24 protein-coding genes are annotated in these 25,628 nt (G+C 68.4%); 6 read left to right on the top strand and 18 right to left on the bottom strand.

Going from position 1 to position 25,628, the window contains the following annotated elements; genetic code table 11:
* Nucleotides 1-87: 87 nt before the first annotated feature.
* Entirely contained in the window at nt 88-645 is a 558-nt protein-coding gene (locus tag OG876_RS17705) for a TetR/AcrR family transcriptional regulator (RefSeq protein WP_328525976.1), read from the top strand.
* On the opposite strand, the gene OG876_RS17700 is transcribed toward OG876_RS17705, so the two are convergent.
* A complete protein-coding gene (locus OG876_RS17700) occupies nt 623-1,267 on the bottom strand; it encodes an HAD family hydrolase (RefSeq protein ID WP_328525975.1) in 645 nt (214 codons plus the stop codon). The genes OG876_RS17705 and OG876_RS17700 overlap by 23 nt on opposite strands.
* Entirely contained in the window at nt 1,264-2,415 is a 1,152-nt protein-coding gene (locus OG876_RS17695; protein WP_328525974.1) for an alpha-hydroxy-acid oxidizing protein, read from the bottom strand. Before OG876_RS17695 ends, OG876_RS17700 begins: the two co-directional genes overlap by 4 nt.
* Before the next feature lie 141 nt (nt 2,416-2,556).
* Between OG876_RS17695 and OG876_RS17690 the strand changes: the two genes are divergently transcribed.
* The 3 genes from OG876_RS17690 to OG876_RS17680 are packed head-to-tail and all read left to right on the top strand — an operon-like array spanning nt 2,557 to nt 5,184.
* Complete coding sequence (locus OG876_RS17690; RefSeq protein ID WP_328525973.1) at nt 2,557-2,697, top strand: hypothetical protein; 141 nt, start codon at nt 2,557-2,559, stop codon at nt 2,695-2,697.
* Complete coding sequence (locus tag OG876_RS17685) at nt 2,687-3,901, top strand: MFS transporter (RefSeq protein WP_328525972.1); 1,215 nt, start codon at nt 2,687-2,689, stop codon at nt 3,899-3,901. Before OG876_RS17690 ends, OG876_RS17685 begins: the two co-directional genes overlap by 11 nt.
* Before the next feature lie 35 nt (nt 3,902-3,936).
* The gene (locus OG876_RS17680) at nt 3,937-5,184 is read left to right on the top strand and encodes a DUF445 domain-containing protein (RefSeq protein WP_328525971.1); all 1,248 of its coding nucleotides are present in this window, start codon (nt 3,937-3,939) and stop codon (nt 5,182-5,184) included.
* Here OG876_RS17680 and OG876_RS17675 read toward each other — a convergent pair.
* On the bottom strand, nt 5,181-5,927 hold the full coding sequence (locus OG876_RS17675) for a D-Ala-D-Ala carboxypeptidase family metallohydrolase (RefSeq protein WP_328525970.1): 747 nt from the start codon (nt 5,925-5,927) through the stop codon (nt 5,181-5,183). The two genes, OG876_RS17680 and OG876_RS17675, sit on opposite strands and share 4 nt — an antisense overlap.
* A gap of 234 nt (nt 5,928-6,161) precedes the next feature.
* Nucleotides 6,162-6,914 (bottom strand): sugar phosphate isomerase/epimerase family protein, encoded by a 753-nt coding sequence (locus OG876_RS17670; RefSeq protein ID WP_328525969.1) that lies wholly within the window; start codon nt 6,912-6,914, stop codon nt 6,162-6,164.
* 108 nt (nt 6,915-7,022) lie between these two features.
* Here OG876_RS17670 and rarD point away from each other — a divergent pair, with 108 nt between their 5' ends.
* Together rarD and OG876_RS17660 are read left to right on the top strand one after the other, a co-directional pair.
* Nucleotides 7,023-7,940, top strand: coding sequence for an EamA family transporter RarD (gene rarD / locus OG876_RS17665; RefSeq protein ID WP_328525968.1), 918 nt, complete (start codon nt 7,023-7,025; stop codon nt 7,938-7,940).
* A gap of 64 nt (nt 7,941-8,004) precedes the next feature.
* Complete coding sequence (locus OG876_RS17660; RefSeq protein WP_328525967.1) at nt 8,005-9,519, top strand: phospholipase D-like domain-containing protein; 1,515 nt, start codon at nt 8,005-8,007, stop codon at nt 9,517-9,519.
* Here the strand turns inward: OG876_RS17660 and OG876_RS17655 are convergent.
* The 14 genes from OG876_RS17655 to OG876_RS17590 are packed head-to-tail and all read right to left on the bottom strand — an operon-like array spanning nt 9,516 to nt 25,627.
* The gene (locus tag OG876_RS17655) at nt 9,516-10,538 is read right to left on the bottom strand and encodes a polyprenyl synthetase family protein (RefSeq protein ID WP_328525966.1); all 1,023 of its coding nucleotides are present in this window, start codon (nt 10,536-10,538) and stop codon (nt 9,516-9,518) included. The two genes, OG876_RS17660 and OG876_RS17655, sit on opposite strands and share 4 nt — an antisense overlap.
* On the bottom strand, nt 10,535-12,121 hold the full coding sequence (gene nuoN, locus OG876_RS17650; protein WP_442914178.1) for an NADH-quinone oxidoreductase subunit NuoN: 1,587 nt from the start codon (nt 12,119-12,121) through the stop codon (nt 10,535-10,537). The genes OG876_RS17655 and nuoN overlap by 4 nt, the downstream gene beginning before the upstream one ends.
* The gene (locus OG876_RS17645) at nt 12,121-13,644 is read right to left on the bottom strand and encodes an NADH-quinone oxidoreductase subunit M (protein ID WP_328525964.1); all 1,524 of its coding nucleotides are present in this window, start codon (nt 13,642-13,644) and stop codon (nt 12,121-12,123) included. Before OG876_RS17645 ends, nuoN begins: the two co-directional genes overlap by 1 nt.
* The gene (gene nuoL, locus OG876_RS17640; protein ID WP_328525963.1) at nt 13,641-15,512 is read right to left on the bottom strand and encodes an NADH-quinone oxidoreductase subunit L; all 1,872 of its coding nucleotides are present in this window, start codon (nt 15,510-15,512) and stop codon (nt 13,641-13,643) included. Before nuoL ends, OG876_RS17645 begins: the two co-directional genes overlap by 4 nt.
* Nucleotides 15,513-15,523: 11 nt before the next feature.
* On the bottom strand, nt 15,524-15,823 hold the full coding sequence (nuoK, locus tag OG876_RS17635) for an NADH-quinone oxidoreductase subunit NuoK (protein WP_328525962.1): 300 nt from the start codon (nt 15,821-15,823) through the stop codon (nt 15,524-15,526).
* The gene (locus OG876_RS17630) at nt 15,820-16,638 is read right to left on the bottom strand and encodes an NADH-quinone oxidoreductase subunit J (protein WP_328525961.1); all 819 of its coding nucleotides are present in this window, start codon (nt 16,636-16,638) and stop codon (nt 15,820-15,822) included. Before OG876_RS17630 ends, nuoK begins: the two co-directional genes overlap by 4 nt.
* A complete protein-coding gene (nuoI, locus tag OG876_RS17625; RefSeq protein ID WP_442914138.1) occupies nt 16,635-17,192 on the bottom strand; it encodes an NADH-quinone oxidoreductase subunit NuoI in 558 nt (185 codons plus the stop codon). The genes OG876_RS17630 and nuoI overlap by 4 nt, the downstream gene beginning before the upstream one ends.
* Nucleotides 17,185-18,495, bottom strand: a complete 1,311-nt coding sequence (gene nuoH / locus OG876_RS17620) for an NADH-quinone oxidoreductase subunit NuoH (RefSeq protein ID WP_328525959.1) — start codon at nt 18,493-18,495, stop codon at nt 17,185-17,187. Before nuoH ends, nuoI begins: the two co-directional genes overlap by 8 nt.
* The gene (locus tag OG876_RS17615) at nt 18,492-20,921 is read right to left on the bottom strand and encodes an NADH-quinone oxidoreductase subunit G (RefSeq protein WP_328525958.1); all 2,430 of its coding nucleotides are present in this window, start codon (nt 20,919-20,921) and stop codon (nt 18,492-18,494) included. The genes nuoH and OG876_RS17615 overlap by 4 nt, the downstream gene beginning before the upstream one ends.
* Nucleotides 20,918-22,219: an NADH-quinone oxidoreductase subunit NuoF gene (nuoF, locus tag OG876_RS17610; protein ID WP_328525957.1), complete on the bottom strand. Its 1,302-nt coding sequence runs from the start codon at nt 22,217-22,219 to the stop codon at nt 20,918-20,920. The genes OG876_RS17615 and nuoF overlap by 4 nt, the downstream gene beginning before the upstream one ends.
* Nucleotides 22,220-22,221: 2 nt before the next feature.
* Nucleotides 22,222-23,031: an NADH-quinone oxidoreductase subunit NuoE gene (gene nuoE / locus OG876_RS17605; RefSeq protein WP_328525956.1), complete on the bottom strand. Its 810-nt coding sequence runs from the start codon at nt 23,029-23,031 to the stop codon at nt 22,222-22,224.
* On the bottom strand, nt 23,032-24,369 hold the full coding sequence (locus OG876_RS17600; RefSeq protein WP_328525955.1) for an NADH-quinone oxidoreductase subunit D: 1,338 nt from the start codon (nt 24,367-24,369) through the stop codon (nt 23,032-23,034). It lies immediately after the preceding gene.
* A complete protein-coding gene (locus OG876_RS17595; protein ID WP_328525954.1) occupies nt 24,369-25,076 on the bottom strand; it encodes an NADH-quinone oxidoreductase subunit C in 708 nt (235 codons plus the stop codon). The genes OG876_RS17600 and OG876_RS17595 overlap by 1 nt, the downstream gene beginning before the upstream one ends.
* Nucleotides 25,073-25,627: a NuoB/complex I 20 kDa subunit family protein gene (locus OG876_RS17590; protein ID WP_328525953.1), complete on the bottom strand. Its 555-nt coding sequence runs from the start codon at nt 25,625-25,627 to the stop codon at nt 25,073-25,075. Before OG876_RS17590 ends, OG876_RS17595 begins: the two co-directional genes overlap by 4 nt.
* Between the last annotated feature and the right edge of the window lies 1 nt (nt 25,628).

The following is a 25,628-nucleotide window of genomic DNA, read 5'->3' as shown; positions in this document are numbered from 1 at the left end:
GCCCGCTCCTTGCTAAGCTAAGTGGAGGAATCTTCCAGATCCTTTATACGGAGGATTCCTCCAGTTGACAAGTGAGGAGATCCGGGGATGCGAGCGGACGCGCGAGCCAAGCGGGCGGCGGTCCTCACCGCGGCGGTGGACGTGTTCACCGAGCGCGGCGTCGACACCGCGCTGGACGAGGTCGCGCGGCGGGCCGGGGTCGGGATCGCGACGCTCTACCGGCACTTCCCGACCCGCGAGGCGCTGATCACCGGCGCGTACGTCCAGCAGATCGGCGTGCTCTGCGACGGCGTGGAAGAACTGCTGGGGGTGCTGCCACCCGACGAGGCCCTGATCATCTGGATGCAGAACTTCGTCGGCCAGGTCGCCGGCCGACCCGGAATGGCACAGGCGTTGAAGACGGTCGTGCTGGCGACCGACCACGATGCGGTGGCACTCAGCCACGCCAAGGTCTACTCGGCGCTGGAGGAGCTCCTCAACGCGGGCGTCGAGGCCGGCCTGTTCCGCACCGATGTGACCGTCGACGACCTCGCCGGAGCGCTGAGCGGCTTCAGCCTGTCCGTCGGCACCCCTGGCTCACAGGACCGCGCCAACCGCCTGATCCGTCTGCTCGTGGACGGCGTCAAAGTAACTGCAGGAGAGTGATCCCGGCAGGCCGATCGAGATGCCGCGCGGCCAGCCCCACGGCCCGCGCCGCCACGACATCGAGCTCGAGGTTGTCGCCGATCATCAGAGTGTCCGCGGGCTCGGTGCCGAGGGCCTCGCAGGTCCGCAGGTATGCCTCCGGCGCCGGCTTGCTGACGCCGAGCGACTCCGACGTACTGACCACATCCACCAGCTCGGCCAGCCCGATCGCGGCCAGCTTCGCGTTCTGCTGCGTCGTACTCCCGTTGGTCAGCACGCCGATCCGCCAACCGTTGCCCCGAGCAACTTCCAGCGCGGGGCGGGCGTCCGGGAACGCGGTCCAGCTGCCCCGGTAGTGACGCAGGTAGCCCGTGAACAGTTGATCCAGCTCCGCATCGGTCGGTGGCACCGGGTGGCCGAGCACCGGCAGGAAGTCGCGCAGCCGGGCTCGGCGCTGGCCCTGGTGGGTGAGCTCACCGGCCAGCCACCGCTCGTAGTGGCGGTCCTCGATCACGAACCACTGGGCGACCAGTTCCTCCGACGGCGTGCCACCGAGCTCGGGGATCCACGTGCGGATCGCGTACGTCGCCGACGCGGTGTGGTCGAACAGCGTGTTGTCCAGGTCGAAGATGACCGCCTTCACGCCCGGACCACCGAGTCGCGGTTGAGCTCACGATGATTGGCGTACCCGGCCAGCGCCAGCGTCAGGTCGAGCTCGGCCAGGAAGCACCGCAGCACATGCTCGACACCCGCCTGCCCGGCCAGCGCCAGGCCGTAGAGCAGCGGACGTCCGAGCAGCACCGCTTTGGCACCGAGCGCTAGCGCCTTGGCGGCATCGGCGCCAGTGCGTACGCCGGAGTCGAACAGGACCGTCAGTTGCTCGCCCACCGCATCCGCGATCGCGGGCAACGCATCCAGCGACGCGATCGCGCCGTCCACCTGGCGGCCGCCGTGGTTCGAGACCACGATGCCGTCCACGCCGTGCTCGGCCGCGAGCTTGGCGTCCTCGACCGCGGTGATCCCCTTCAGCACGATCGGGCCGTCCCAGTTGTCGCGCAGGAACGACAGGTCGTCCCAGGCCAGGCCGACGTTCGGGAACATCTGCGCCCAGTGCATCACCGCGGCACCCGGGTCCTCGGCGACCGGCTTGACCAGCTTCGCCTGGAAGGCCGGGTCGCTGAAGTAGTTCGCCAGCCCTTCACCCTTGAGGAACGGCAGGAACCCGCGGTCCAGGTCGGACGGCCGCCACCCGATCGTTCCGGTGTCGAGCGTGACGACGAGTACGCCGTACCCGCCGGCCTTCGCACGCTGGAGGAAGCTGAGGCAGACGTCCCGGTCGGTCGGGTAGTAGAGCTGGAACCACTTGCTGCCGGCCTCGATCTGCTCGATCGCGTGACTCGCCTGGGTCGAGTGCGTGTAGGTCAGGCCGAGGGTGTCGGCGGCCCGGGCCGTCGCGAGTTCGCCGTCCGGATGCGCCAGCGTCTGGACGCCGATCGGTGCGACCACCACCGGGGCGGGCATCGTCGTACCGAGGATGGTGCAGGACAGGTCGCGTTCGGTGCTGCCGCGAAGCATCCGGGGCACCAGGCGCCACCGCTCGAACGCCACCTGGTTGGCTCGTGCCGTCGCGCCACTCCCCGCGCTCGGAACGATGTACCCCATCGCCTCCACCGGCAGCTTCCCGGCCGCCTGCGACTCCAGCCGGGCCAGGTCGGTCGTGATCTCCGGCCGGATCCCCTGCAACATCCCCTGCAGGTAGATCTGCAACTGGTAGTCCCCATAGTTGGCCATGCCGGATGCTCCCACAACGCCATGACATCCGTCAGCGCGGGATCGGGACGGATCGCGTCTGTGTGCACGCCCGTCGAAGACGAGAGTGATGGGCGTGACCGATGAGAGAGGTGTGGGAGCGATGAGGCGAAGCCTGCGGTGGTGGACGACCTGTTCCACAACGGCTGGCTTGATGCCGGCTTGCTGGCGGTGATCCTGGTCGGCAACGCGGTCTTCTCCCTGCTCGCGGTGGGCCTGCTCGTGGGTGCAACAATCAGGCGTGAAAAACTCGGTGACTCCTGACACTCGCACGACTACCAGGCGCCACGTCGGCCTGGCGTTGTTCGCGCTGGCGACCGGTGGTTTCGCGATCGGAACCACCGAGTTCGTCACGATGGGGTTGCTGCCGCAGATCGCGGACGGCGTGCACATCTCGATCCCGACCGCCGGTCACGTCATCTCGGCGTACGCGCTGGGGGTCGTGGTCGGCGCGCCGGTGATCGCGGCCTTGGGCGCGCGAACCGGGCGGAAGCGGTTGCTGCTGGGACTGATGGCGGTGTTCGTGCTCGGCAACGTGCTCTCGGCCGTTGCCTCGAGCTACGAGTTCCTGATGGCCGCGCGCTTCCTGACCGGCCTGCCGCACGGCGCGTTCTTCGGGATCGGCGCGGTCGTCGGCACGACGCTGGTGCCGGCCAACCGGCGGGCCTGGGCGGTCTCGATGACGATGGTCGGACTCCCGGTCGCCAACATCATCGGCGTACCGCTCACCACCCTGATGGGCCAGCGGCTCGGCTGGCAGGCGCCGTTCCTCGCGGTCGGCGGGCTCGGACTGCTCACGCTGGTGGCGGTGTGGTTCTGGGTCGCGCCGCAGCCGGTCGGCAGCGACGTCAACATCCGCAGCGAGCTCAGCGCACTGGCCCGGCCGCAGGTGTGGATGGCCCTGCTGGTCGGCATGGTCGGCTTCGGCGGCATGTTCGCCACCTACTCCTACATCACCCCGACGATGACGGAACTGGCCGGTTTCTCCGAGTCCGCGGTCACCGTCGTGCTGGCCGCGTACGGCGTGGGCATGACCTGCGGCACCGTGGTCGGCGGCCGCCTGGCCGACCGCGCCCTGATGCCGAGCCTGTACGGCGGCCTGATCGCGGTGGCCGTCGTCCTCGGAACGTTCGGCTGGCTGGCGCAGACCCGGCCGGGTGCGCTGATCGGAGTGTTCGCGATGGGCTTCTCGGCGAGCATCCTGGTTCCGGCGCTGCAGACCCGCTTGATGGATGTCGCGCACGGAGGCCAGTCCTTGGCCGCCTCACTCAACCACTCGACGCTCAACCTCGCGAACGCACTCGGTGCCTGGCTCGGCAGCGTCGTACTGGCCGCCGGCTTCGGGTATGAGTGGCCGAGCCGGTTCGGCGCCGTACTGGCCGTCGCGGGGTTGGCGCTCGCGCTCATCTCCGGCCTAATGGATCGACGGATCGTGCGGAATTCAGGGGTCGACCAGGCCGTAGCCTGACCACCTCATCACCGCCCACTTGGTTAGATCGTTGTATGGCGACAATGACGTTGAGCGCCGCTGACCAGGTTCGGCGGCGCGGGTTGCGGCAGATGCGATCGGTCGCGTTGGGGTTGTTGCTGCTCGCGGTCGTGATCTACGTGGCCACTCTGCACCTCGAGGGCGGATGGGGTTACGTGAACACCGCGGCCGAGGCGGCGATGGTGGGTGCGCTGGCGGACTGGTTCGCGGTCACCGCACTGTTCCGGCATCCACTCGGGCTGCCGATCCCGCACACCGCGATCGTGCCGACCCGCAAGGACAGCCTCGCCGACAGCCTGGAGCAGTTCGTCACCGAGAACTTCCTCTCCGAAGAGGTGGTGGCGGAGAAGATGCGCACCGCCGAGGTGAGCCGCCGGGCCGGCGAGTGGCTTGCCGCCGGCACCCACGCCGAGCGGATCGTGGCCGAGGGGGCCCGGACGATCGGCGCGGCGCTGCCGAGGCTGGGCGACGAGGACGTGACCGCGTTCGTGCGGGGATCGTTGCTACCGCGGTTCGTGCGAGAGCCGTTGAGCCCGATCGCCGGGCATTTCCTGCAGTCGGTGGTCGAGGACGGCGCGCACCACGCGTTGTTCGACCTGGTCCTGGTCGAGGCGCACGACTGGCTGCGGGACAACCGGGAAGTGGTCGCCGACATCGTCGGTTCGCGGGCGCCGCGCTGGTCGCCACTGTGGGTGGACCGGATAGTGATCGACCGGATCCACCGGGAGGCGCTGGCCTGGCTGGCCGACGTACGGGACAACCCCTCGCACCCGACCCGCCAGGCGCTCGACCGGCTGCTCGGCCAGCTCGCCGACGATCTGCAGAACGACCCCGACATGATGGGCCGCTTCGAGGCGTTCAAGGCCCGGATGCTCAACCACCCCGACATGGGCTCGAGCCTGACCGCTGTGTGGGACGCCGTACGGACGGCGCTGATCGAGGCGGTCAACGATCCGGCCAGCACGTTGCAGGTGCGCGCGACGACGGCCCTGCAGGAGCTGGGCAAACGGCTGCAGGACGACGCCGGCCTCCGCGGCAAGGTCGACGCCCGCGCCGCCGAGGCGGTCGGGTACGTCGTGCGCACCTATGGCAACGAGATCGTCTCGATCATCTCCGACACGATCGAACGCTGGGACGGCCGCGAGGCCGCCGCCCGGATCGAACTGCACGTCGGCCGCGACCTGCAGTTCATCCGGATCAACGGAACCGTCGTCGGCGCCCTGGTCGGCCTCCTGATCCACACCTTCAGCCAGCTGCTCTAGATCCCGCAGTTCGGCGCGCTCCACGCGTTGCTTGTGCGGATGTCGACGTGGGTGTGGTCGTTGTGGTCCGGGTAGCCAGGGCCGAAGATGCCGCCGAAGCCGTGGTTGCGGGCTTGTTTGGCGAGCGTGCACAGCGAATGGACGCCGACCAGATCGGCGGACCGGCCGTAGAGGTGCTGGCTGTTGCTCGCACCGCCGACCGAGTTGTTGCACGGGATGCTGCGGAACCCGCTGGTGATGTTCAGCGGCTGGTCACCGAGCGCGTGCCGCATCGCCTCCAGCTGCCACATGGTCTGCAACGCGTTCGCCTTCGTCGCCGCCTCGGACAGCGGCCCACCGTCGTACCCGGATCCGCCGCAACCGTCGTCGAGCTCCGCGTAGGTGAAGTGGATCGGTGTGCAGTCATCGTCCTGCAGCGCGTAGATCTTGCTGAACGTGGCGGGCCCGGCGACCCCGTCCGCCCCCAGCCCGTACGCCGACTGGAACCGCTGCACCGCCGCCTTCGTGGCCGGCCCGAAATCACCGTCGACGGCCAGATGCGCGCCGTACCCGGGATATCCCGCGACCCGGATCTGCAACTGCCGCACGTCCTCGCCGGCCATCCCCTGACTGAGCGTGCGGCCCCAGGTGTAGCAACCATCCGCTCGCGCTTCGGTCGCGGTCACGACCTGACTGGTGGTGAGTGTCGCCGCGAACAGCAGCAGTACGGCGAGCAGCCTGGGCAACGGCCTGATGAAGGACATCGGACACCTCCGGGGCGGGGAAGGAATCTGTTACCCGTCAGCGTTGCGGAAGAATCCACCGCTTGACCAGTGCTCAGCGGAACTTTCCGACCAATCCGGGCAACCATCCGGATAGCCGGTCGATCACGATCTGAGCATCGACAACGGTTCCACTGGTCCCGGGTCCGCATCACGAACCGTCCGAGGCCCGAGCCCAAGGGGACGATCGGTGTCGGCGTCTACACAACCGGCTGATCAGACCCAGCTGTGCAGGTCGGCGGCGTCCTTGGCGAACTGGTCCTGGGAGTCGTCGGCCACGAACTCGAGGAGGGCGTTGATTTCGCGGGGTTCGGCGGCGAGGCGGTCCAGGACGGGGCGCCAGAGGGATGCTCGGGCCGCTAGTGGCAGGCGGGTGTTGGACGGCCACCACGAGAAGACGTGGACAGTGCTGAGCCACGGCATCAGGGCCTCGAGTTGCTCGAGGCACTGGGCGTCGTCCAGGTCGACCGGCGGTTGCCAGTAGGTCTTGAGGTTGGGCGCGCCGACGTCGAGCAGCAGCGTGATCGTCGAGTCGACCTCGTCGGTGAGCGTGTTGCGGTGAAACTCCATCGCGACCTCGATCCCCGCGGTCGCGGCAACGTCGGCCAACTCGGCCAGCCCACGGGTCACCGCCATCCGGTCCCCCACGCCGGCTTCCGCCGTACCGACGTTGCCGGCCCAGACCCGGATCCGGGGCGCGCCGAGAGCCTCGGCGGTGGCGACCGCCGAGCGCATCTCCTCGCGGTCGACACTGCCGGCCCGCAGGTACGAGCCGTACGCCGCGATCTCGAGGCCGTGGACCTCCGACAGCGCCTTCACCCGCTGGGCGGCGACCAGATTGCCGAGCGGGACGTGCACGTCACCGCCCCACTCGATCGCCGCGAGACCGGCCTTCGCCGCCATCTCCGCCACCTCGTCGGCCGGCAACTGGCGAAACGTCACCGAGACCAGACCGGTCCTCACACCCACTGGTGCCTCCTCGTCTCCACCTCTCTATCCAACCGCATCGCACCAGCCCGTCTCACGTCATGAGCAAAGCAATTGGATGCCACTGTCGCGCGGGCTTAGGCTGACGCCGTGCCAGAACAGCGAAAAGGGTTCACCTACGGCTTCGCCGCGTACCTGATCTGGGGCCTCTTTCCGCTGTACTGGAAGCTGCTGGACCACTCCGGCGCGATCGAACTGCTCGCCCACCGGGTCCTCTGGTCGCTGGTGACGATCGCGATCCTGGTCGTCGTACTGCGGAAGTTCGGCCAGGTGAAGGCGTTGCTGCGGGAGCCGCGGCGGCGGTGGCCGCTGATCGCCGCGGCGTTCCTGATCTCGGCGAACTGGGGCACGTACATCTGGGCGGTGAACCACGGCCGGGTGGTCGAGACGTCGCTGGGATACTTCATCACCCCGCTGTTCACGGTGCTGCTCGGCGTCTTCGTCCTGAAGGAACGGCTGCGTACGGCGCAGTGGGTCGCGCTGGCGATCGCGTTCGTGGCCGTCGTCGGGCTGACGATCGAGAACGGGCGGCCGCCGTGGGTGGCGATCATCCTGACGTTCTCGTTCGGGTTCTACGGGCTGGCGAAGAAGCAGGCCGGCGCCGGTGCCATCGAGGGGATGGCAATCGAGTCCGGCACCGTGTTCCCGCTCGCGCTCGCGGCGGTCGCCGTACTCGGACTCCAAGGCGATTCGACGGTCACCCACCAGGGCGCCGGTTACCTGGTGCTGGTGTTGCTGACCGGCCCGATCACCGCCGTACCCCTCCTGCTCTTCGGAGCCGCCGCGACGCGGGTCTCGATGACGACGCTCGGCCTGCTGAACTACATCGCGCCGATCATGCAGTTCACCGTCGGCGTCCTGGTCTTCCACGAGGCCATGTCCACGATGCGCTGGGCCGGCTTCGGCCTGGTCTGGCTCGCCCTCGTCATCTTCACCTGGGACAGCATGAACCGCCGCCGCCGCTCCATAGCCCTCGAACGCGCCGCCATGACCGCCTCCGCAGTCTGACCAAACGCGCCGGTCGTGAGGTGGAGCCGGGTGTGTGGTGGGGCTGGGAGGGCACTGGGTGGGTATGACGTACGACTGGTTCCTCAGGGCGGGCGAGCGTGGGAATGCTGCCACTTGTATCGACGAGGGTGGGGCGTGGACCGAGGGGAATCTGGTGCGGCCGTTGGTGCATGGGGCGACGTACTTCCGGCGGTTGTACGACGAGCTGTGTGCACTGCGGCCCGGTGACCGGGTGTACTTCACCGACTGGCGCGGGGATCCGGATGAGGTGCTGTTCGAGGACGGTCCGAGCATCGGGTCGGTCCTCTGCGACCTCGCGCGTACCGGGGTGGAGATCCGGGCGCTGTTGTGGCGGTCCCACTCCGACCGGATGAACTTCAACTCGCAGCAGAACCAGCGGCTCGGGACCGAGTTGAACGAGGCCGGCGCCGAGGTGTTGCTCGACCAGCGGGTGCGCCGGCTGGCATCGCACCACCAGAAGCTGTTCGTGATCCGGCATCGCGGCGATCCGGACGCCGATGTCGCGTTCGTCGGCGGTATCGACCTATGTCACGGACGACGCGACGATGCACGGCACCTGGGCGATCCGCAGACGGCACCGATGGACCCGCGCTACGGGTCCCGGGCTCCCTGGCACGACGTCATGCTCGAGGTCCACGGTCCCGCGGTGGGCGAGCTCCTCCGCTGCTTCGTCGAACGCTGGGACGATCCACATCCGCTCGACCGGCGGACGCCGTACCGGATGGTGGTCCAGCGGCTGGCGCGGATGCCGCGACACCCGTCGAAGTTGCCGGAGGCGTTCCCGGATCCGCCGCCGGCCGGGCCGCATGCGGTGCAGGTACTGCGGACCTACGCGCACAAGCATCCCGGTTTCCCGTTCGCGCCGCACGGTGAATACAGCGTGGCCCGCGGCTATCTGAAGGCGTTCGCGCGAGCGAAGACCCTGGTCTACGTCGAGGATCAGTACCTGTGGTCAGCGGAGGTGACGCATTGCCTGCGGGAGGCGCTGGACCGGTCGCCCGAGCTGCGGATCATCGCGGTCGTGCCACGGTATCCGGACCAGGACGGCCGGATTAGCGGCCCGCCGGCCCGCTACGCCCAGCTCGAGGCACTGAGATTGCTGGAGTCGGATCGCGTCGCCGTGTACAACCTCGAGAACGAGTACGGCGTACCGATCTATGTGCACGCGAAGGTCTGCATCGTCGACGACCAGTGGCTGACCTGCGGCTCGGACAACTTCAATCGCAGGTCCTGGACCAACGACAGCGAATTGACCTGCGCGATCGAGTCCGCGGACCTGGCCCAGTCGCTCCGCTCGGAGCTGTGGTCCGAACATCTCGCCACCGACGCCCCGGACCTCGACCCGATCAGCGGCTTCAAGCTCTGGCAGGAGCAGGCCGCCGCTCTCGACGAGTGGATCGCGAATGGTTGCCTCGGGCCACGACCTCCCGGCCGGATCCGCCGGCACAGCCCGCAACCCGTGTCCCGCCTGCAGACGGCCTGGGCAAGCCGGCTGGCCCGTCACGTCTACGACCCGGACGGGCGGCCGCGCGCCATGCGGCGCCGGAACGCCTTCTAGACCGAGCGGGTGGCGACCAGGTCGCAGAGCGAGTCGAGCGCGTCCCTGGCGGTGCCTTCGGGGAGGTCGGCGAGCAGTTTGCGGGCGTCGGCGGCGCGGCGGCGTACGTCGTCCTCCGCCTGCCGGAAGGACGGATGGGCCCGGAGGAGGTCGAGGGTCTCGGCCAGGCGGGTGTCGTCGGACAGGTCCGAGTCGAGCAGCTCGAGCAGGCGTGCGTCCGTCGGGTCCGACGGGTCGGCCTGAGCACGGAAGATCAGGACCGGGAGGGTCGGGACGCCCTCGCGCAGGTCGGTGCCGGGAGTCTTGCCGGACTGGCCGGACTCCGAGGCGATGTCGAGGATGTCGTCGGCGAGCTGGAAGGCGACGCCGATCTCCTCGCCGAAGGCGCGCAGCGATTCCTGGATCTGCTCGGAGGCACCGGCGTACCGGGCGCCGAAGAGCACCGACGTCGCAATCAGCGAGCCGGTCTTGTCGGCGACCACCGACAGGTAGTGCTTCAGCGGGTCCTGGCCCTCGCCGACCCCCAGGGTTTCACGGATCTGGCCTTCGACCAGCCGGCCGAAGGTGCGGGCCTGGATCCGGACCGCCTCCGGCCCGAGGTCGGCAAGCAGGTAGGACGCCCGGGCGAACAGCCAGTCACCGGACAGGATGGCGACCGAGTTGTCCCAGCGGGCGTTCGCGGTGGACGAGCCCCGCCGCAGCGCGGCCTCGTCCATCACGTCGTCGTGGTGCAGGGTCGCGACATGGGTGAGCTCGACCACCACGGCCGCCTTGACGACCTCCGAGGCGTCCGGAGTGGACCCGAACTCTGCCGCCAGCAGGACCAGCAGCGGCCGGAACCGCTTGCCACCGGCAACCATGACGTGCTGCGCGGCCGCGGTGACGAACGGCGCCTCGGACTGGGTCGCGTCGCGCAGCGCCTGCTCGACGGTTTCCAGGCCGGCCCGAACCCGGGATTCGAGCGCCTCGTCGGCGAACGCGAATCCCAGGCTCTCGGCCGGCAGCGGGGTCGGGCTCAACGGATGAACTCACCTGCGCGGGCCGCCAGGTCGAGCACCGGTCCGGGGACCAGGCCGAGGACCACGGTGGCGGCGAGACCGAGGGCGACGGCGGTCGTGGTCTGCCAGCCGGGCAGGGCCACGTCCGGTGCGTCGGCCGGGAGGTCGGAGAAGAACATCAGCACGATCACGCGGACGTAGAAGAAGGCGGCGATCAGGCTGCACAGTACGGCGACCACGACCAGCGGCCACGCGCCACCGGACCACGCCGCGGTGAACACCGCCCACTTGCCGGTGAAGCCGGCGGTCAGCGGGATCCCGGCGAAGGAGATCAGGAAGAACGCGAAGATGCCGGCCAGCAGCGGCGACTTCTTGCCCAGTCCGGCCCAGCGCGACAGGTGCGTCGCCTCGCCACCCGCGTCCCGCACCAGCGTCACGACGGCGAAGGCGCCGACGGTCGGGAAGCCGTAGCAGACCAGGTAGAACAGCACCGCCTGGGTCGAGGTGATCCCGTTGTGGACACCGCTACTTGCCTGCGAGAGCCCGACGAACGCGGTCAGCAGGAAGCCGGCGTGCGCGATCGACGAGTACGCCAGCATCCGCTTCACGTCGGACTGGGTGATCGCGACGATCGAGCCGACCACCATGGTGAGGATCGCGACGATCCACATCATCGGCGCCCAGTCCCAGCGCGTCCCGCCGAGGGCGACGTAGAAGACCCGCATCAACCCGATGAACGCGGCGATCTTGGTGCAGGCCGCCATGAACCCGGTGACCGGCGTCGGGGCGCCCTGGTAGACGTCCGGCGTCCAGGAGTGGAACGGTACGGCGCCGACCTTGAACAGCAGGCCGACCGCCAGCAGCCCCGTCCCGGCCAGCAGGATCACGTCACCGCCGGTCTGGGTGGCCAGGACGTCCGAGATCCCGCCGAGCGACATCGTCCCGGCGTACCCGTAGAGCAGCGCGATGCCGAACAGCAGGAACGCCGAGGAGAACGCACCGAGCAGGAAGTACTTCATCGCGGCTTCCTGCGAGATCAGCCGGCGACGGCGCGCCAGCCCGCACAGCAGGTACAGCGGCAGCGAGAAGACCTCGAGCGCGACGAACAGCACCAGCAGGTCGTTGGCCGAGGCGAACAGCATCATGCCGCCGACCGCGAACAGCGTCAGCGGGAAGACCTCGGTGTGCTCGACCCTCGCCGCGGTGCCCTCGCGCTCGGCCTCGGACCCCGGTACGGCGGCCGCCTGGCCGGCGAACGCGGACAGTCCACCGTCGACCGACCGCTCGGCGAACAGCAGCACGCTGATCAGCGTCAGCCCCAGCAGGAGGATCCAGGTGAACAGCGCCGGGCCGTCGACCGAGATCTCGCCCTGGGCCGCGATCAGCTCCTTGTCGCCGCCCATCAGGATGGCGGTCAAAACGCCCGCGACGACGACGGCGACCACCGTGATCGCCAGCTGCACCAGGTGCCGCAACTGCCGGGGCAGGAACGCCTCGGCCAGTACGCCGACACACGCCGCACCGAAGACCACGAGCAGCGGAGCCAGCTCGGTGTACTCGATCTTGGGCGCCGTGAAATCCGCCAGCGGCAGGATGTGCGCGATCACTTCTGTCCCTCCGTCACGGGGATCTGCGGAGCCTTGTCGGTCACGCCCACCCGCTGCATGGTCGACTCGACCGCGGGCTTGATGATGTCGACCACCGGCTTCGGGTAGATGCCGAAGCCGATGATCAGGATCACGAGCGGCGCGATCGCCAGTACCTCACGCGTGTTCAGGTCCTTCAGCTTCTCGATCCCGTCCCGGACCGGTCCGGTCATCGTGCGTTGGTACATCAGCAGGATGTACAGCGCGGCCAGCACGATACCGAACACCGCGATCACCGCGATCGTCTTGTGCCGGCTGAATGTCCCGGCCAGCACCATGAACTCGGAGATGAACGGCGACAGGCCGGGCAGGGCCAGGCTGGCCAGGCCGGCGAACAGGAACGTGCCGGCCAGTACCGGGGCCACCTTCTCCACCCCGCCGTAGTCGGCGATCCGGGCGGATCCGCGCCGGGATATCAGATATCCGGCGATCAGGAACAGTGCCGCGGTGGAGAGACCGTGGTTGAACATGTACAGCGTCGATCCGGTCAGGCCCTGTGACGTCAGCGCGAAGATGCCCATCACGATGAAGCCGAAGTGCGAGATCGAGGTGTACGCGATCAGCCGCTTGATGTCGGTCTGCCCGATCGCCAGCAGCGCGCCGTACAGGACCGAGATCAGCGCCAGCACGAGGACGACCGGGGTGGCCCACTCGGACGCGTTCGGGAACAGGCCCAGGCAGTACCGGATCATCCCGAAGGTGCCGATCTTGTCCAGGATGCCGACCAGGAGCACCGACGTACCCGGCGTCGCCTCACCGGCGGCGTCCGGCAGCCAGGTGTGGAACGGCACCATCGGCGCCTTCACCGCGAAGGCGAAGAAGAAGCCGAGGAACAGCCAGCGTTCCGTGTTCTGGCTCATGTCGAGCTTGATCATGTCGGACAGCAGGTACGACGGATCGCCCTGGCGCGCCGAGACGACGAACAGGCCGACCACCGACGCCAGCATGAGCAGACCGCCGAGCAGCGAGTAGAGCAGGAACTTCACCGCGGCGTACGAGCGCTGCGGGCCGCCGAAGCCACCGATCAGGAAGTACATCGGGATCAGCGTGGCCTCGAACAGCACATAGAAGAGGAACACGTCGGTGGCGGCGAACACGCCGAGCGACAGCGCCTCCAGGCCGAGGATCCAGGCGAAGAAGGCCTTCTCCGACCAGCGGCCGTTCTGTGCGTCGTTCCAGGACGCGATCAGCACGACCGGGGTGAGCAGCGCGGTCAGCACCAGCAGCACCACCCCGACCCCGTCGAGGCCGAGCGCGAAGTGCGCACCGAACGGCTTGATCCAGTTGTGGACCTCGTCGTAGTCCCCGGGACCGTTGCGCTGGAAGCCGATCGCGATCACCGCGGTCAGCACCAGCGTGACGAGCGAGAACCCGAGCGCGATCTGCTTGGCCAGCAGCGCCTTCGCCTTGGGCACCAGCATCGTCGCGATGGCCCCGACGAACGGCAGGAGCAGTAGGAGGGTCAACCAACCGATGTTCACGACAACCTCACCGCGAGGAGGGCGACGACCACGAGTGCGGCGCCGAAGACCATGCTGAGTGCGTAGGAACGGACGAAGCCCGTCTGGACCCGGCGGAGCCGGCCGGACAGTCCACCGAACAGAGCGGACAGCCCGTTCACCAGGCCGTCCACAACGCGGTTGTCGAACCAGACCAGCGTGCGGGTGAGGTACTGCCCCGGACGCATCAGGACCGCCTCGTTCAGCGCGTCGCCGTACAGGTCACGGCGGGCGAAGGTGGTGACCGGCGAGACCTTCACGGGTGCCAGGCGCGGGATGTCCCGCCGGAACAGCACGACACCGGTGGCAGCGCCGACGATCACGACCGCGAGGATGATCAGCGTCATCGCCAGCGCCCCGATCGGCGGTTCAGCCTCCTCGAACCCGGTGACCGGCTCCAGCCACTTCACGATCCAGTGGCCGACGAAGTAGAGCGCACCGCCGACGAGCGAGAGGATCGCCAGGACGATCAACGGACCGGTCATCACCTTGGGCGACTCGTGCGGATGCACGTCCTCCTCCCAGCGCTTCTCGCCGAAGAAGGTCATCATCATCAGCCGGGTCATGTAGAACGCGGTGATCCCGGCGCCCAGCAGCGCACACAGACCGACCACCGTGTTCTCCGCGAAGGCGACCTCGATGATGTGGTCCTTGCTGAAGAAGCCCGAGAACGGCGGGATGCCCAGGATCGCCAGGTAGCCGAAGGCGAACGTCACGTAGGTGACCCGCATGTACTTCCGCAGGGCGCCGTAACGCCGCATGTTCACGTCGTCGTTCATGCCGTGCATCACCGAACCGGCACCGAGGAACATGTCGGCCTTGAAGAAACCGTGCGTGAGCAGGTGGAAGATCGCGAAGACGTAGCCCACCGGACCGAGGCCGGCGGCAAGCATCATGTAGCCGATCTGGCTCATCGTGGAACCGGCCAGGACCTTCTTGATGTCGTCCTTGGCGCAACCGATGATCGCACCGACCAGGACGGTCACGGTACCGACCACCACCACTGCGGTGGACGCCGCATCGGTCTGCTCGTAGATCGCGCTCGAACGGACCACCAGGTAGACGCCCGCGGTGACCATGGTCGCCGCGTGAATGAGGGCCGACACCGGGGTCGGGCCCTCCATCGCGTCCAGCAGCCAGGACTGCAGTGGCACCTGCGCGGACTTGCCGCAGGCCGCCAGCAGCAGCATCAGCCCGAGCAGCGTGGCCCAGGTGCCCGACAGTTTGTCCGCGCCGGCGTTCACGGTCGCGAAGGCCGAGGAGCCGAACAGCGCCCACATGCTCATCACCGCGAGCGACAGGCCCATGTCACCGACCCGGTTCACCACGAAGGCCTTCTTCGCGGCGACCGCGGCCGTGGTCTTGTACTGCCAGAACCCGATCAGCAGGTACGACGCCAGGCCGACACCCTCCCAGCCGACGAAGACCACCAGGTAGTCGGCCGCGAGGACCAGCAGCAACATCGACGCGATGAACAGGTTCAGGTAACCGAAGAACCGGCGCCGGCGCTCGTCGTGCTCCATGTAGCCGATCGAGTAGATGTGGATCAGCGAACCCACACCGGTGATCAGCAGCACGAACAGGATCGACAGCGGGTCGATCAGCAGGCTGAACTCCACCTTGATGTTGCCGACCGAGAACCACTCGAACAGCCGGACCGTCTCGGCCCGGTCGTCGCTGGGCTTGGCCTGCATCTGGACGAACAGCACGACGCCGAAGGCGAAGGAGATCAGCGGCGCCAGCGTGCCCAGCAGGTGACCCCACGCGTTGGTGGCCCTGCCACCGAGCAGGAGGATCGCCGCGGACACGGCCGGGACCGCGACCAGCAGCCACGTCAGCTCATGACTCATCGGTGCTTACCTCAGTACTTGAGCAGGTTGGCGTCGTCGACCGAGGCCGAGCGACGGGTGCGGAAGATGGCCATGATGATCGCCAGCCCGACGACCACCTCGGCCGCGGCCACCACCATCACGAAGAAGGCGGCGATCTGGCCGTCGAGGTTGCCGTGCTGGCGGGCGAAGGTGACGAACGCGAGGTTCGTTGCGTTCAGCATCAGTTCGACGCACATGAAGACGACGATGGCGTTGCGGCGCACCAGCACGCCGAGGGCGCCGATACTGAAAAGGATCGCCGCGAGCACGATGTACGGCTCGGTCGTCATGCCTTCTCTCCCTCGTCGGAGTCTTCGGAGGCGTCGTAGTCGTCGCCCGCGTCGAGCTTGCGGACCTCGTCGATGTCGGCCCGCTCCTCGGTTTCGGGGAACACGGTGCCACGTGCCTGCAGCACACGCGAAACCGAGGTCGGTGCGATCGACCCGTCCGGCAGCAGCGCCGGCGTGTCGACGGCGTTGTGCCGGGCCAGTACGCCGGGAGTCGGCAGCGGACCCGGGTGGATCCCCTGCTCGGCGTACTTGCGGAGCCGCTCCTCGGCGTGGTCGCGCTGGGTCCTCTTCTTGGTCAGCCGCTCACGGTGCGCCAGCATCATCGCGCCCAGCGCCGCCGTGATCAGCAGCGCCGAGGTCACCTCGAAGGCGAACACGTACTTGCCGAACAACAGCTGTGCGAGGCCTCTGACGTTCCCCTCCGGCTGCGCGTCGGCCAGCCCGGTCGGGTGCGCCCAGATCGCGTTGCCGACGGCGGCGACCAGCAGGATCCCGAAGCCGAGGAACGCCACCGCGGCCAGCAGCCGCTGGCCGCGGATCGTCTCGACCAGGGAGTCAGAGGCGTCCACGCCGACCAGCATCAGCACGAACAGGAACAGCATCAGGATCGCGCCGGTGTAGACGATGATCTGTACGGCGAACAGGAACGGCGCGTCCAGAGCGGCGTACTGCACCGCGAGGCAGATCATCACCGTCGCCAGCAGCAGTGCCGAGTGCACCGCCTTGCGGACCAGGACCATCGCGATCGCGGCCAGGATCATGACCGGAGCCAGCAGCCAGAACGCGAAGTGCGCGCCGGTGACCATGCCGATCATTTGGCGTCACCACCCTCGGCCGGTACGGCCGCACCGGTCAGACCGAGGTAGTAGTCCTTCTCGGTGCTGCCGAGCTGCATGTCGTGCGGCGGCTCCTGCATGCCCGGGAGCAGCGGCGCCAGCAGATCCTTCTTCTCGTAGATGAGGGACGCGCGGCTGCTGTCGGCGAGCTCGTACTCGTTGGTCATCGTGAGCGCCCGGGTCGGGCAGGCCTCGATGCACAGACCGCAGAGGATGCAGCGCAGGTAGTTGATCTGGTACACCCGGCCGTACCGCTCACCAGGGGAGAACCGGCCGCCATCGGTGTTGTCGGCACCCTCGACGTAGATCGCGTCCGCGGGACAGGCCCACGCGCACAGCTCGCAACCGATGCACTTCTCCAGCCCGTCCGGCCAGCGGTTCAGCTGGTGCCGGCCGTGGAAGCGTGGGGCGGTCGGCTTCTTCTCGAACGGGTACTCCTCGGTGAACACCTTCCGGAACATCGTCCGGAAGGTGACCCCGAACCCGGCTACCGGATCCCAGAGGGACTCTTTGACTGTCTTTTTCTCAGCCACGGCTGACGTCCGCCTCATTTCGGCTCGGAGTCTTGACGAGCGGTGGTGGCACCGGGAAGCCGCCGGCGAAGGCATCGAAGTCCTCGCCGTCGTCGACCTCGGTCTTGTCTTCCTTGGGCTTGGCCGGCACGAACAGGGTGACCACCGCGATCACCAGCACGACGGCGGCGGCGACCAGCAGCGTGCTGCGGCTGAAGGTGGTCTCCCGGCCGACCGCGCGGACGGTCGCGACCAGCAGGATCCAGGCCAGCGAGATCGGGATCAGGATCTTCCAGCCGAGCCGCATGAACTGGTCGTAGCGCAGCCGCGGCAGCGTGCCGCGCAGCCAGATGTAGAAGAAGATGAAGCACATCATCTTGCCGACGAACCACAGCACCGGCCAGAAGCCGGAGTTCGCGCCGTCCCAGATCGAGATCGGCCACGGGGCCCGCCAGCCGCCCAGGAACAGCGTGGTGGCCAGCGCCGACACGGTCGCCATGTTGATGTACTCGGCCAGGAAGAACATCGCGTACTTCATCGACGAGTACTCGGTCAGGAAGCCGGCCACCAGCTCGCCCTCGGCCTCCGGCAGGTCGAACGGCGCCCGGTTCGTCTCGCCGACCATCGAGATCACGTAGATCACGAACGACGGGAACAGCAGGAACGCGTACCACCCGGGCAGCGAGATCGCCGTACCGAACAGGTGCACGGTCTGGTGCGACTGCGCCGCGACGATCTCCGAGGTGGACATCGAGCCGGCGAACAGGAACACGGTCACCAGCGCCAGGCCCATGGCGACCTCGTACGAGATCATCTGCGCGCTGGACCGCAGGCCACCGAGCAGCGAGTACGTCGAGTTGGACGACCAGCCGCCGAGCACGATGCCGTAGATGCCGATCGAGGCGACCGCCATCACGTACAGCACCGAGACCGGCAGGTCGGTGATCTGCAGCCGGGTGTAGGTGTCGGTGAACGGGATCTTCACCGTCGGTCCGAACGGGATCACCGCGAAGGTCAGGAAGGCCGGGATCGACACGACCACCGGCGCCAGGACGTAGACGAGCTTGTCCACGCCCTTCGGCATCAGGTCTTCCTTGAACATCAGCTTCATACCGTCGGCGAGCGACTGCAGCAGGCCCTGCGGACCGTGCACGTTCGGGCCGATCCGCTGCTGCATCCGGGCCACGACCCGGCGCTCCCACCAGATGTTGAACAGCGTCAGCACGATCAGGAAGACGAAGACCAGCAGCACCTTGAGGCCGACGACCCACCAGTCGTCGTTCCCGACCCCTGCGTCCGGCACCGCGAGCGGGATGTTGATCATGCGTTCCCTCCGGCGATCGTGACGATCGAGCCATGGTCGGCGTGCAGAGACCGGCGGACATGGGAGTCGGCCGAGTTCGTCGGCAGCCAGACCACGTTGTCGGTCATCGTGGTGATCACCACCGGCAGCCGGATCGAGCCGGCGTCGGTGCTGACCGCCAACTCGTCCCCGTCGGCGACTCCGAGCCGCCGCGCGGTGGTGAGCGAGATCCGCGCGACCGGCGTACGCGCGGTGGCGGTCAGGTGCGGCTCACCGTCGTTCGCCCGGCTGTCGTCGATCAGCATCCGCCAGGTCGCCAGCCGGGTGGAGTCGAACGCGCCGAGCGACGGACCGGCCTGGTACGTCGGCTCCTGCGCGCGATCCCCGTCCCAGCGGCCGAGCTCGTCGTACTCCTTCTTCGCCCCGGCCGGAGTGGCGAACCCGAGCGACCGGTCCATCTCCTGCGCCAGCGCGGCCAGCGCCCGGACGTCGGGCATCGCGGCCGGGACCGGCAGCACCACCGGGAACGACCGCTCGCGGCCTTCCCAGTTGACGAAGGTGCCGTCCTTCTCCGCCGGCGGAACCACCGGGAAGACGACGTCGGCGTGCTCGGTCACCTGCGAGTTGCGGACCTCGAAGCTGACCACGAACGGCGCGGCCTCGAGCGCGGCCAGGGCCGCCGCCGGGTCGGGCAGATCGTCGATCTCGACCCCGGCGACCACCAGGGCGGCCAGGGACCCGGCCGAAGCCAGGATCTCGGTCAGGTCCTTGCCGACGTTCGCCGGCAGGTGCTCCACACCCCACGCGGCCTGCATGTCGACGCGCGCCTGCGGGTCGGACACCAGCCGGCCACCGGGCAGCAGCCCCGGCAGGCAGCCGGCCTCGAGCGCGCTGCGGTCACCCGCACGCCGCGGGATCCAGGCCAGCTGCGCACCCGTGTCGAGCGCCAGCCGCAGCGCGGCCGAGTAACCACCCGGCGCGCTCGCGAGCCGCTCACCCACGACGATGATCGAGTCCGCACCGAGCGCGGCCCGCGCCGCGGCCCCGGCCGCACCGGCGGCATTGAGGTCGGCCAGTACGGCGGCCTCGGTGCCCGGCGATGCCGGTACGACGACGCCGTCCAGCTTCTCGATGCCGCGGGACCCGTAGGCCGCGACCGTGAAGACCTTGGTGCCGTGGGCACGGACGCCCTTGCGCAGCCGGAGGAACACCGACGGCGCTTCCTCTTCCGGCTCGAACCCGACGAGCAGCACGGATCCGGCCTGCTCCAGGTCTCGGAACGTCGTACCGAGACCGGTGCCGGCCACCGCGGCGGCGAGGAAGTCCGCCTCCTCCGCGGAGTGCGGCCGGGCCCGGAAGTCGATGTCGTTGGTGCCGAGGGCGACCCGGGCGAACTTCGAGTACGCGTAGGCGTCCTCGACGGTCAGCCGGCCGCCGGTCAGCACGGCCGCGTTGCCGCGGGCCGCGGTCAGGTTCTCCGCCGCGAAGGACAGTGCCTCCGGCCAGGACGCCGGCCGCAGCTCGCCGTCCTCGCGGATCATCGGGTGGGTCAGCCGGTCGCCGGTGATCGCGTAGTTGAACGCGAACCGGTCCTTGTCGGAGATCCACTCCTCGTTGACCTGCGGGTCGTCGCCGGCGAGCCGGCGCATCACCTTGCCGCGCCGGTAGTCGACCCGGATCGCCGCACCGGAGGAGTCGTGCTCCGCCACCGACGGCACCGACACCAGGTCGAACGGCCGGGACCGGAACCGGTACGCCGCACTCGTCAGCGCACCGACCGGGCAGATCTGGATCGTGTTGCCGGAGAAGTAGCTCTCGAACGGCTCCTTCTCGTAGATGCCGACCTGCTGCAGTGCGCCGCGCTCGATCAGCGCGATGAACGGGTCACCGGCGATCTGCTCGGAGAACCGGGTGCAGCGCGCGCAGAGGATGCAGCGCTCGCGGTCCAGCAGCACCTCGGCGGAAATGTTGATCGGCTTCGGGTAGGTCCGCTTGATCTCGTGGAACCGGCTTTCGCCGCGGCCGTTGCTCATCGCCTGGTTCTGCAGCGGGCACTCGCCGCCCTTGTCGCAGACCGGGCAGTCCAGCGGGTGGTTGATCAGCAGGAACTCCATGTTCCCGTGCTGGGCCTTGTCCGCCACCGGCGAGGACACCTGGGTCCGGACCACCATGCCGTCGGCGACGGTGATCGTGCAGGAGGCCTGCGGCTTCGGCATCCCCCGGCCGTTCCCGGCGTCGGTGATCTCGACCAGACATTGCCGGCAGGCCCCGACCGGGTCGAGCAGCGGGTGGTCGCAGAACCGCGGGATCTGGATCCCGATCTGCTCCGCGGCCCGGATCAGCAGGGTGTTCTTCGGAACCTTCACCTCGATGTCGTCGATGGTGACCGTCACCAGATCGGTGCGCTCCACCTCCGACCCGGCCGGCGGGTTCGCTTGGATCGTCATGCGCTTGCTCCAGCGGTAGCGAAGACAGTGCTTGCCATCGGGTCGAACGGGCAGCCGCCGTTCTCGAAGTGCGCCAGGTACTCGTCCTTGAAGTACTGGATCGAGCTGGTGATCGGCGCGGTCGCACCGTCGGCCAGCGCGCAGAACGAACGGCCGGTGATGTTCTCGCACAGGTCGAGCAGGGTGACCAGGTCCTCCTCGGTGCCCTTGCCGTGCTCCAGCCGCTCGAGGATCTGCACCAGCCACCAGGTGCCCTCGCGGCACGGCGTGCACTTGCCGCAGGACTCGTGCTTATAGAACTCGGTCCAGCGCAGCACCGAGCGGACCACGCAGGTGCTGTCGTCGAAGATCTGCAGCGCCTTGGTGCCCAGCATCGAGCCGACCGAGCCGACGCCCTCGTAGTCCAGCGGGACGTCGAGGTGCTCCGAGGTCAGCAGCGGCGTGGACGAACCACCCGGCGTCCAGAACTTCAGCTGATGGCCCTGACGGACACCTCCGGCCAGGTCGATCAGCTCCCGCAGCGTGATGCCCATCGGCGCCTCGTACTGCCCCGGGCGGGTGACGTGCCCGGACAGCGAGTACAGCGTCATGCCCTTGGACTTCTCGGTGCCCATCGAGGAGAACCAGTCGGCGCCGTTCTTGAGGATGACGGGAACCGACGCGATCGACTCGACGTTGTTGATAACAGTGGGCGAGCCGTAGAGACCCGCCACCGCCGGGAACGGAGGACGCAGCCGAGGTTGACCGCGACGTCCTTCCAGCGAGTCCAGCAGCGCCGTCTCCTCGCCGCAGATGTAGGCGCCGGCGCCGGCGTGCACGATCACGTCCAGGTCGTAGCCGCTGCCGAGGATGTTCTGGCCGATGAAGCCGGCTTCCTTGGCCTCGGCGACCGCCTGCTGCAGCCGGCGGACAACGTGCAGGACCTCGCCGCGGACGTAGATGAACGCGGCACTCGCGCGGATCGCGTAGGACGCGATGATGACGCCTTCGACCAGCGTGTGCGGCGAGGCGAGCATCAGCGGGATGTCCTTGCAGGTGCCCGGCTCGGACTCGTCCGCGTTCACCACCAGGTACTTCGGCTTCGGGTTGTCCTGCGGGATGAACGACCACTTCATCCCGGTCGGGAAGCCCGCGCCACCACGGCCGCGCAGACCGGAGTCCTTGACGGCGGTGACCACGTCGGCCGGCTGCATCTGCAGCGCCGTACGGAGGGCCTCGTACCCGCCGGACCGCTGGTACGACGAGAGCTGCCAGGAACGGATCTGGTCCCAGTTGTCGGACAGTACCGGGGTCAGCATGGTCAGTCCTCCTTCCGGGAGTCGTCGGTGTGGACGGCCTGGGATTCCTTGCCCGGCTGGTCTTCCGGCCGCGGGCCAGGAGCCGCGTCGAGCGGAGCCCGGGAACCGCTGGCGCGGCCGCCGGGAGCGGTCCAGTTGCGCTCGCGGGCCAGCCGGAGGCCGGCCAGCGTCGCCTTGCCGCCGGTCGGACCCTCGTCGGCCCGGCCGTCGGGGAAGCCGGCCAGCACTCGCTCGGCCTCGCGCCAGGTGCAGATCGTCGCACCGCGCGGCGACTTCACCTCGTTGCCCTCGCGCAGGTCGTCGACCAGCTGGGTGGCCGACTCCGGCGTCATGTCGTCGAAGAACTCCCAGTTCACCATCATCACCGGCGCGTAGTCGCAGGCGGCGTTGCACTCCAGGTGCTCGAGGGTGATCTTGCCGTCCTCGGTGGTCTCGTCGTTGCCGACGTCGAGGTGCTGCTTGAGCCGGTCGAAGATCAGGTCGCCACCCATCACGGCGCAGAGCGTGTTGGTGCAGACCCCGACGTGGTAGTCGCCGACCGGGCGGCGCTTGTACATCGTGTAGAAGGTCGCCACCGCGGACACCTCGGCGCCGGTCAGCTCGAGCAGGTCGGCGCAGATCTCGATGCCCTCCGGGGTGACCCGGCCCTCCACCGACTGCACCAGGTGCAGCATCGGTAGCAGCGCCGACCGGGCCTGCGGGTACCGCGCCATGATCTCGCGCATCTCTGCGATCGTCGCGTCGGTGATCTTCGAGTCACCGGTGCTGTACGGCACCGGCTTGTCGGTTGCGGTCGCGTGGTTCTCGGCCATCTATCGGTCCACTCCACCCATCACCGGGTCAAGGCTGGCGACGGCGACGATCACGTCGGCGACCTGTGCGCCCTCGCACATGATCGGCATCGCCTGCAGGTTTGCGAAGGACGGGTCACGGAAGTGCGCCCGGTACGGCTTGGTGCCGCCGTCGGAGACCAGGTGGCAGCCGAGCTCACCGCGCGGCGACTCGAGGGCGACGTACGCCTGGCCGGCCGGCACCCGGAAGCCCTCGGTGACCAGCTTGAAGTGATGGATCAGCGCTTCCATCGACTCGCCCATGATGTGCTTGATGTGGTCGAGGGAGTTGCCCATCCCGTCGGAGCCGACCGCCAGCTGGCTCGGCCAGCCGATCTTCTTGTCGGCCACCATCACCGGCTCGCCTTCCATCTTCGCCAGCCGGTCGGCGCACTGCTCGACGATCTTCAGCGACTCGTGCATCTCCTGCAGCCGGACCCGGAACCGCCCGTAGGAGTCCGCGGAGTCCCAGGTCGGTACGTCGAAGTCGTACGTCTCGTAGCCGCAGTACGGCTGGGACTTGCGCAGGTCCATCGCGTAGCCGGTCGAGCGCAGCGGCGGGCCGCTGATGCCCAGCGCCATGCAGCCGGCCAGATCCAGGTAGCCGACGTTCTGCAGCCGGGCCTTGAAGATCGGGTTCGCGTTGCAGAGCTCGGCGTACTCGGGCAGGTGCTTGTTCATCCAGGTGATGTACTCGCGGATCTTGTCCAGCGCACCCGGCGGCAGGTCCTGGGCGACGCCGCCCGGCCGGATGAACGCGTGGTTCATCCGCAGGCCGGTGATCAGCTCGAACAGGTCGAGCGTCATCTCCCGCTCGCGGAAGCCGATCGTCATCACGGTCAGCGCGCCGATCTCCATCCCACCGGTGGCGATGCAGACCAGGTGGCTGCTGATCCGGTTGAGCTCCATCAGGAGCACCCGCATCACGTTCGCCTTCTCGGGGATCTGGTCCTCGATCCCGAGCAGCCGCTCGACCGCGAGGCTGTACGCCGCCTCGTTGTAGAACGGCGACAGGTAGTCCATCCGGGTGCAGAACGTGACGCCCTGCACCCAGGAGCGGAACTCCATGTTCTTCTCGATACCGGTGTGCAGGTAGCCGATGCCGCAGCGGGCCTCGGTCACCGTCTCGCCCTCGATCTCGAGGATCAGCCGGAGTACGCCGTGGGTGGACGGGTGCTGCGGGCCCATGTTGACGACGATGCGCTCTTCGGGCTCGTCGCCGAGGCCGGCCACGACCGCGTCCCAGTCCTGACCGGTGACGGTGAAGACCTTGCCCTCGGTGGTGTCGCGAGTGGTCGCGTACGGGTCTGTAGTGGTCATCAGTTGTACGACCTCCGCGTGTCGGGCGGTGGGATGACGGCGCCCTTGTACTCGACGTCGATCCCGCCGAGCGGGTAGTCCTTGCGTTGCGGGTGACCCGGCCAGTCGTCGGGCATCTGGATCCGGGTCAGCGCCGGGTGACCGTCGAAGACGATGCCGAAGAAGTCCCAGGTCTCGCGCTCGTGCCAGTCGTTGGCCGGGTAGACCGAGACGATGGACGGGATGTGCGGGTCGCTGTCGGGCACCGACACCTCGAGCCGGATCCGGCGGTTGTGGGTGATCGACAGCAAGTGGTAGACGGCGTGCAGTTCGCGGTCGGTCTCGTGCGGGTAGTGCACCCCACTGACACCGGAGCAGAACTCGAACCGCAGCGCCTCGTCGTCGCGCAGGTGCCGGCAGACATCGACCAGATGCTCGCGCTTGATGTGCAGGGTCAGCTCGGTGCGGTCGACCACGACCTTCTCGATCGCGCCGTCGCCGGTCAGGCCCTCGAGCCGCTCGGTCGCGCCGTCGAACCAGGAGCCGTACGGCTTCGGCGTACCGCCGGGCAGTGCGACCTGGCGGCGCAGGCCGCCGAAGCCGGAGGTGTCACCGGTGCCGCGGACACCGAACATGCCCTCGCGCTGGTCCACCACCTCGGCCGCCGGGGTCTGAGCGTCACCGGCCGCCGACGTCGCCGGCAGGTTCTCGGGTTGCGTGTCGCTCACCGGAGAAGCCCCTTCATCTCGATCGTGGGCGCGGCCGCCAGTGCGGCGACCTCCCGCTCCTGCAGCTCCGCGCGCTTGTTGGCGCCGAGCTTGCTGTGCTGGATGTTGTCGTGCAGCTTCAGGAACGCGTCCAGCAGCATCTCCGGCCGCGGCGGGCAACCGGGCAGGTACATGTCGACCGGTACGACGTGGTCCACGCCCTGCACGATCGCGTAGTTGTTGAACATGCCGCCGGACGACGCGCAGACACCCATCGCCAGCACCCACTTCGGGTTCGGCATCTGGTCGTAGATCTGGCGCAGTACCGGGGCCATCTTCTGGCTCACCCGGCCGGCCACGATCATCAGGTCGGCCTGCCGGGGCGACGCCCGGAAGACCTCCATGCCGAACCGGGCGGCGTCGTACCGCGGCGCGCCGGTCGTCATCATCTCGATCGCGCAGCAGGCGAGCCCGAAGGTTGCCGGCCACAACGACGCCTTCCGCATGTAGCCGGACAGGCCCTCGATGGTGGTCAGCAGGACGCCGGCCGGAAGCTGTTCCTCAACACCCATA

Origin of the sequence: Kribbella sp. NBC_00359, from assembly GCF_036097425.1 — a bacterium.
Classification (GTDB): domain Bacteria; phylum Actinomycetota; class Actinomycetes; order Propionibacteriales; family Kribbellaceae; genus Kribbella.
The sequence above is the reverse complement of the archived record's forward strand: the minus strand, read 5'-3'. Positions and strand labels throughout refer to the sequence as shown.

Coding starts and splice junctions, on each gene's coding strand:
- OG876_RS17630 (WP_328525961.1), bottom strand. CDS start 16,638: ATGATCGGCATGGTCACCGGCGCGCACTTCGCGTTCTGGCTGCTGGCT.
- OG876_RS17675 (WP_328525970.1), bottom strand. CDS start 5,927: ATGTCCTTCATCAGGCCGTTGCCCAGGCTGCTCGCCGTACTGCTGCTG.
- OG876_RS17695 (WP_328525974.1), bottom strand. CDS start 2,415: ATGGCCAACTATGGGGACTACCAGTTGCAGATCTACCTGCAGGGGATG.
- OG876_RS17615 (WP_328525958.1), bottom strand. CDS start 20,921: ATGACGATCCAAGCGAACCCGCCGGCCGGGTCGGAGGTGGAGCGCACC.
- nuoL (WP_328525963.1), bottom strand. CDS start 15,512: ATGAGTCATGAGCTGACGTGGCTGCTGGTCGCGGTCCCGGCCGTGTCC.
- nuoE (WP_328525956.1), bottom strand. CDS start 23,031: ATGGCCGAGAACCACGCGACCGCAACCGACAAGCCGGTGCCGTACAGC.
- OG876_RS17705 (WP_328525976.1), top strand. CDS start 88: ATGCGAGCGGACGCGCGAGCCAAGCGGGCGGCGGTCCTCACCGCGGCG.
- OG876_RS17680 (WP_328525971.1), top strand. CDS start 3,937: ATGGCGACAATGACGTTGAGCGCCGCTGACCAGGTTCGGCGGCGCGGG.
- nuoH (WP_328525959.1), bottom strand. CDS start 18,495: ATGATCAACATCCCGCTCGCGGTGCCGGACGCAGGGGTCGGGAACGAC.
- nuoF (WP_328525957.1), bottom strand. CDS start 22,219: ATGCTGACCCCGGTACTGTCCGACAACTGGGACCAGATCCGTTCCTGG.
- OG876_RS17600 (WP_328525955.1), bottom strand. CDS start 24,369: ATGACCACTACAGACCCGTACGCGACCACTCGCGACACCACCGAGGGC.
- OG876_RS17660 (WP_328525967.1), top strand. CDS start 8,005: ATGACGTACGACTGGTTCCTCAGGGCGGGCGAGCGTGGGAATGCTGCC.
- OG876_RS17590 (WP_328525953.1), bottom strand. CDS start 25,627: ATGGGTGTTGAGGAACAGCTTCCGGCCGGCGTCCTGCTGACCACCATC.
- nuoK (WP_328525962.1), bottom strand. CDS start 15,823: ATGACGACCGAGCCGTACATCGTGCTCGCGGCGATCCTTTTCAGTATC.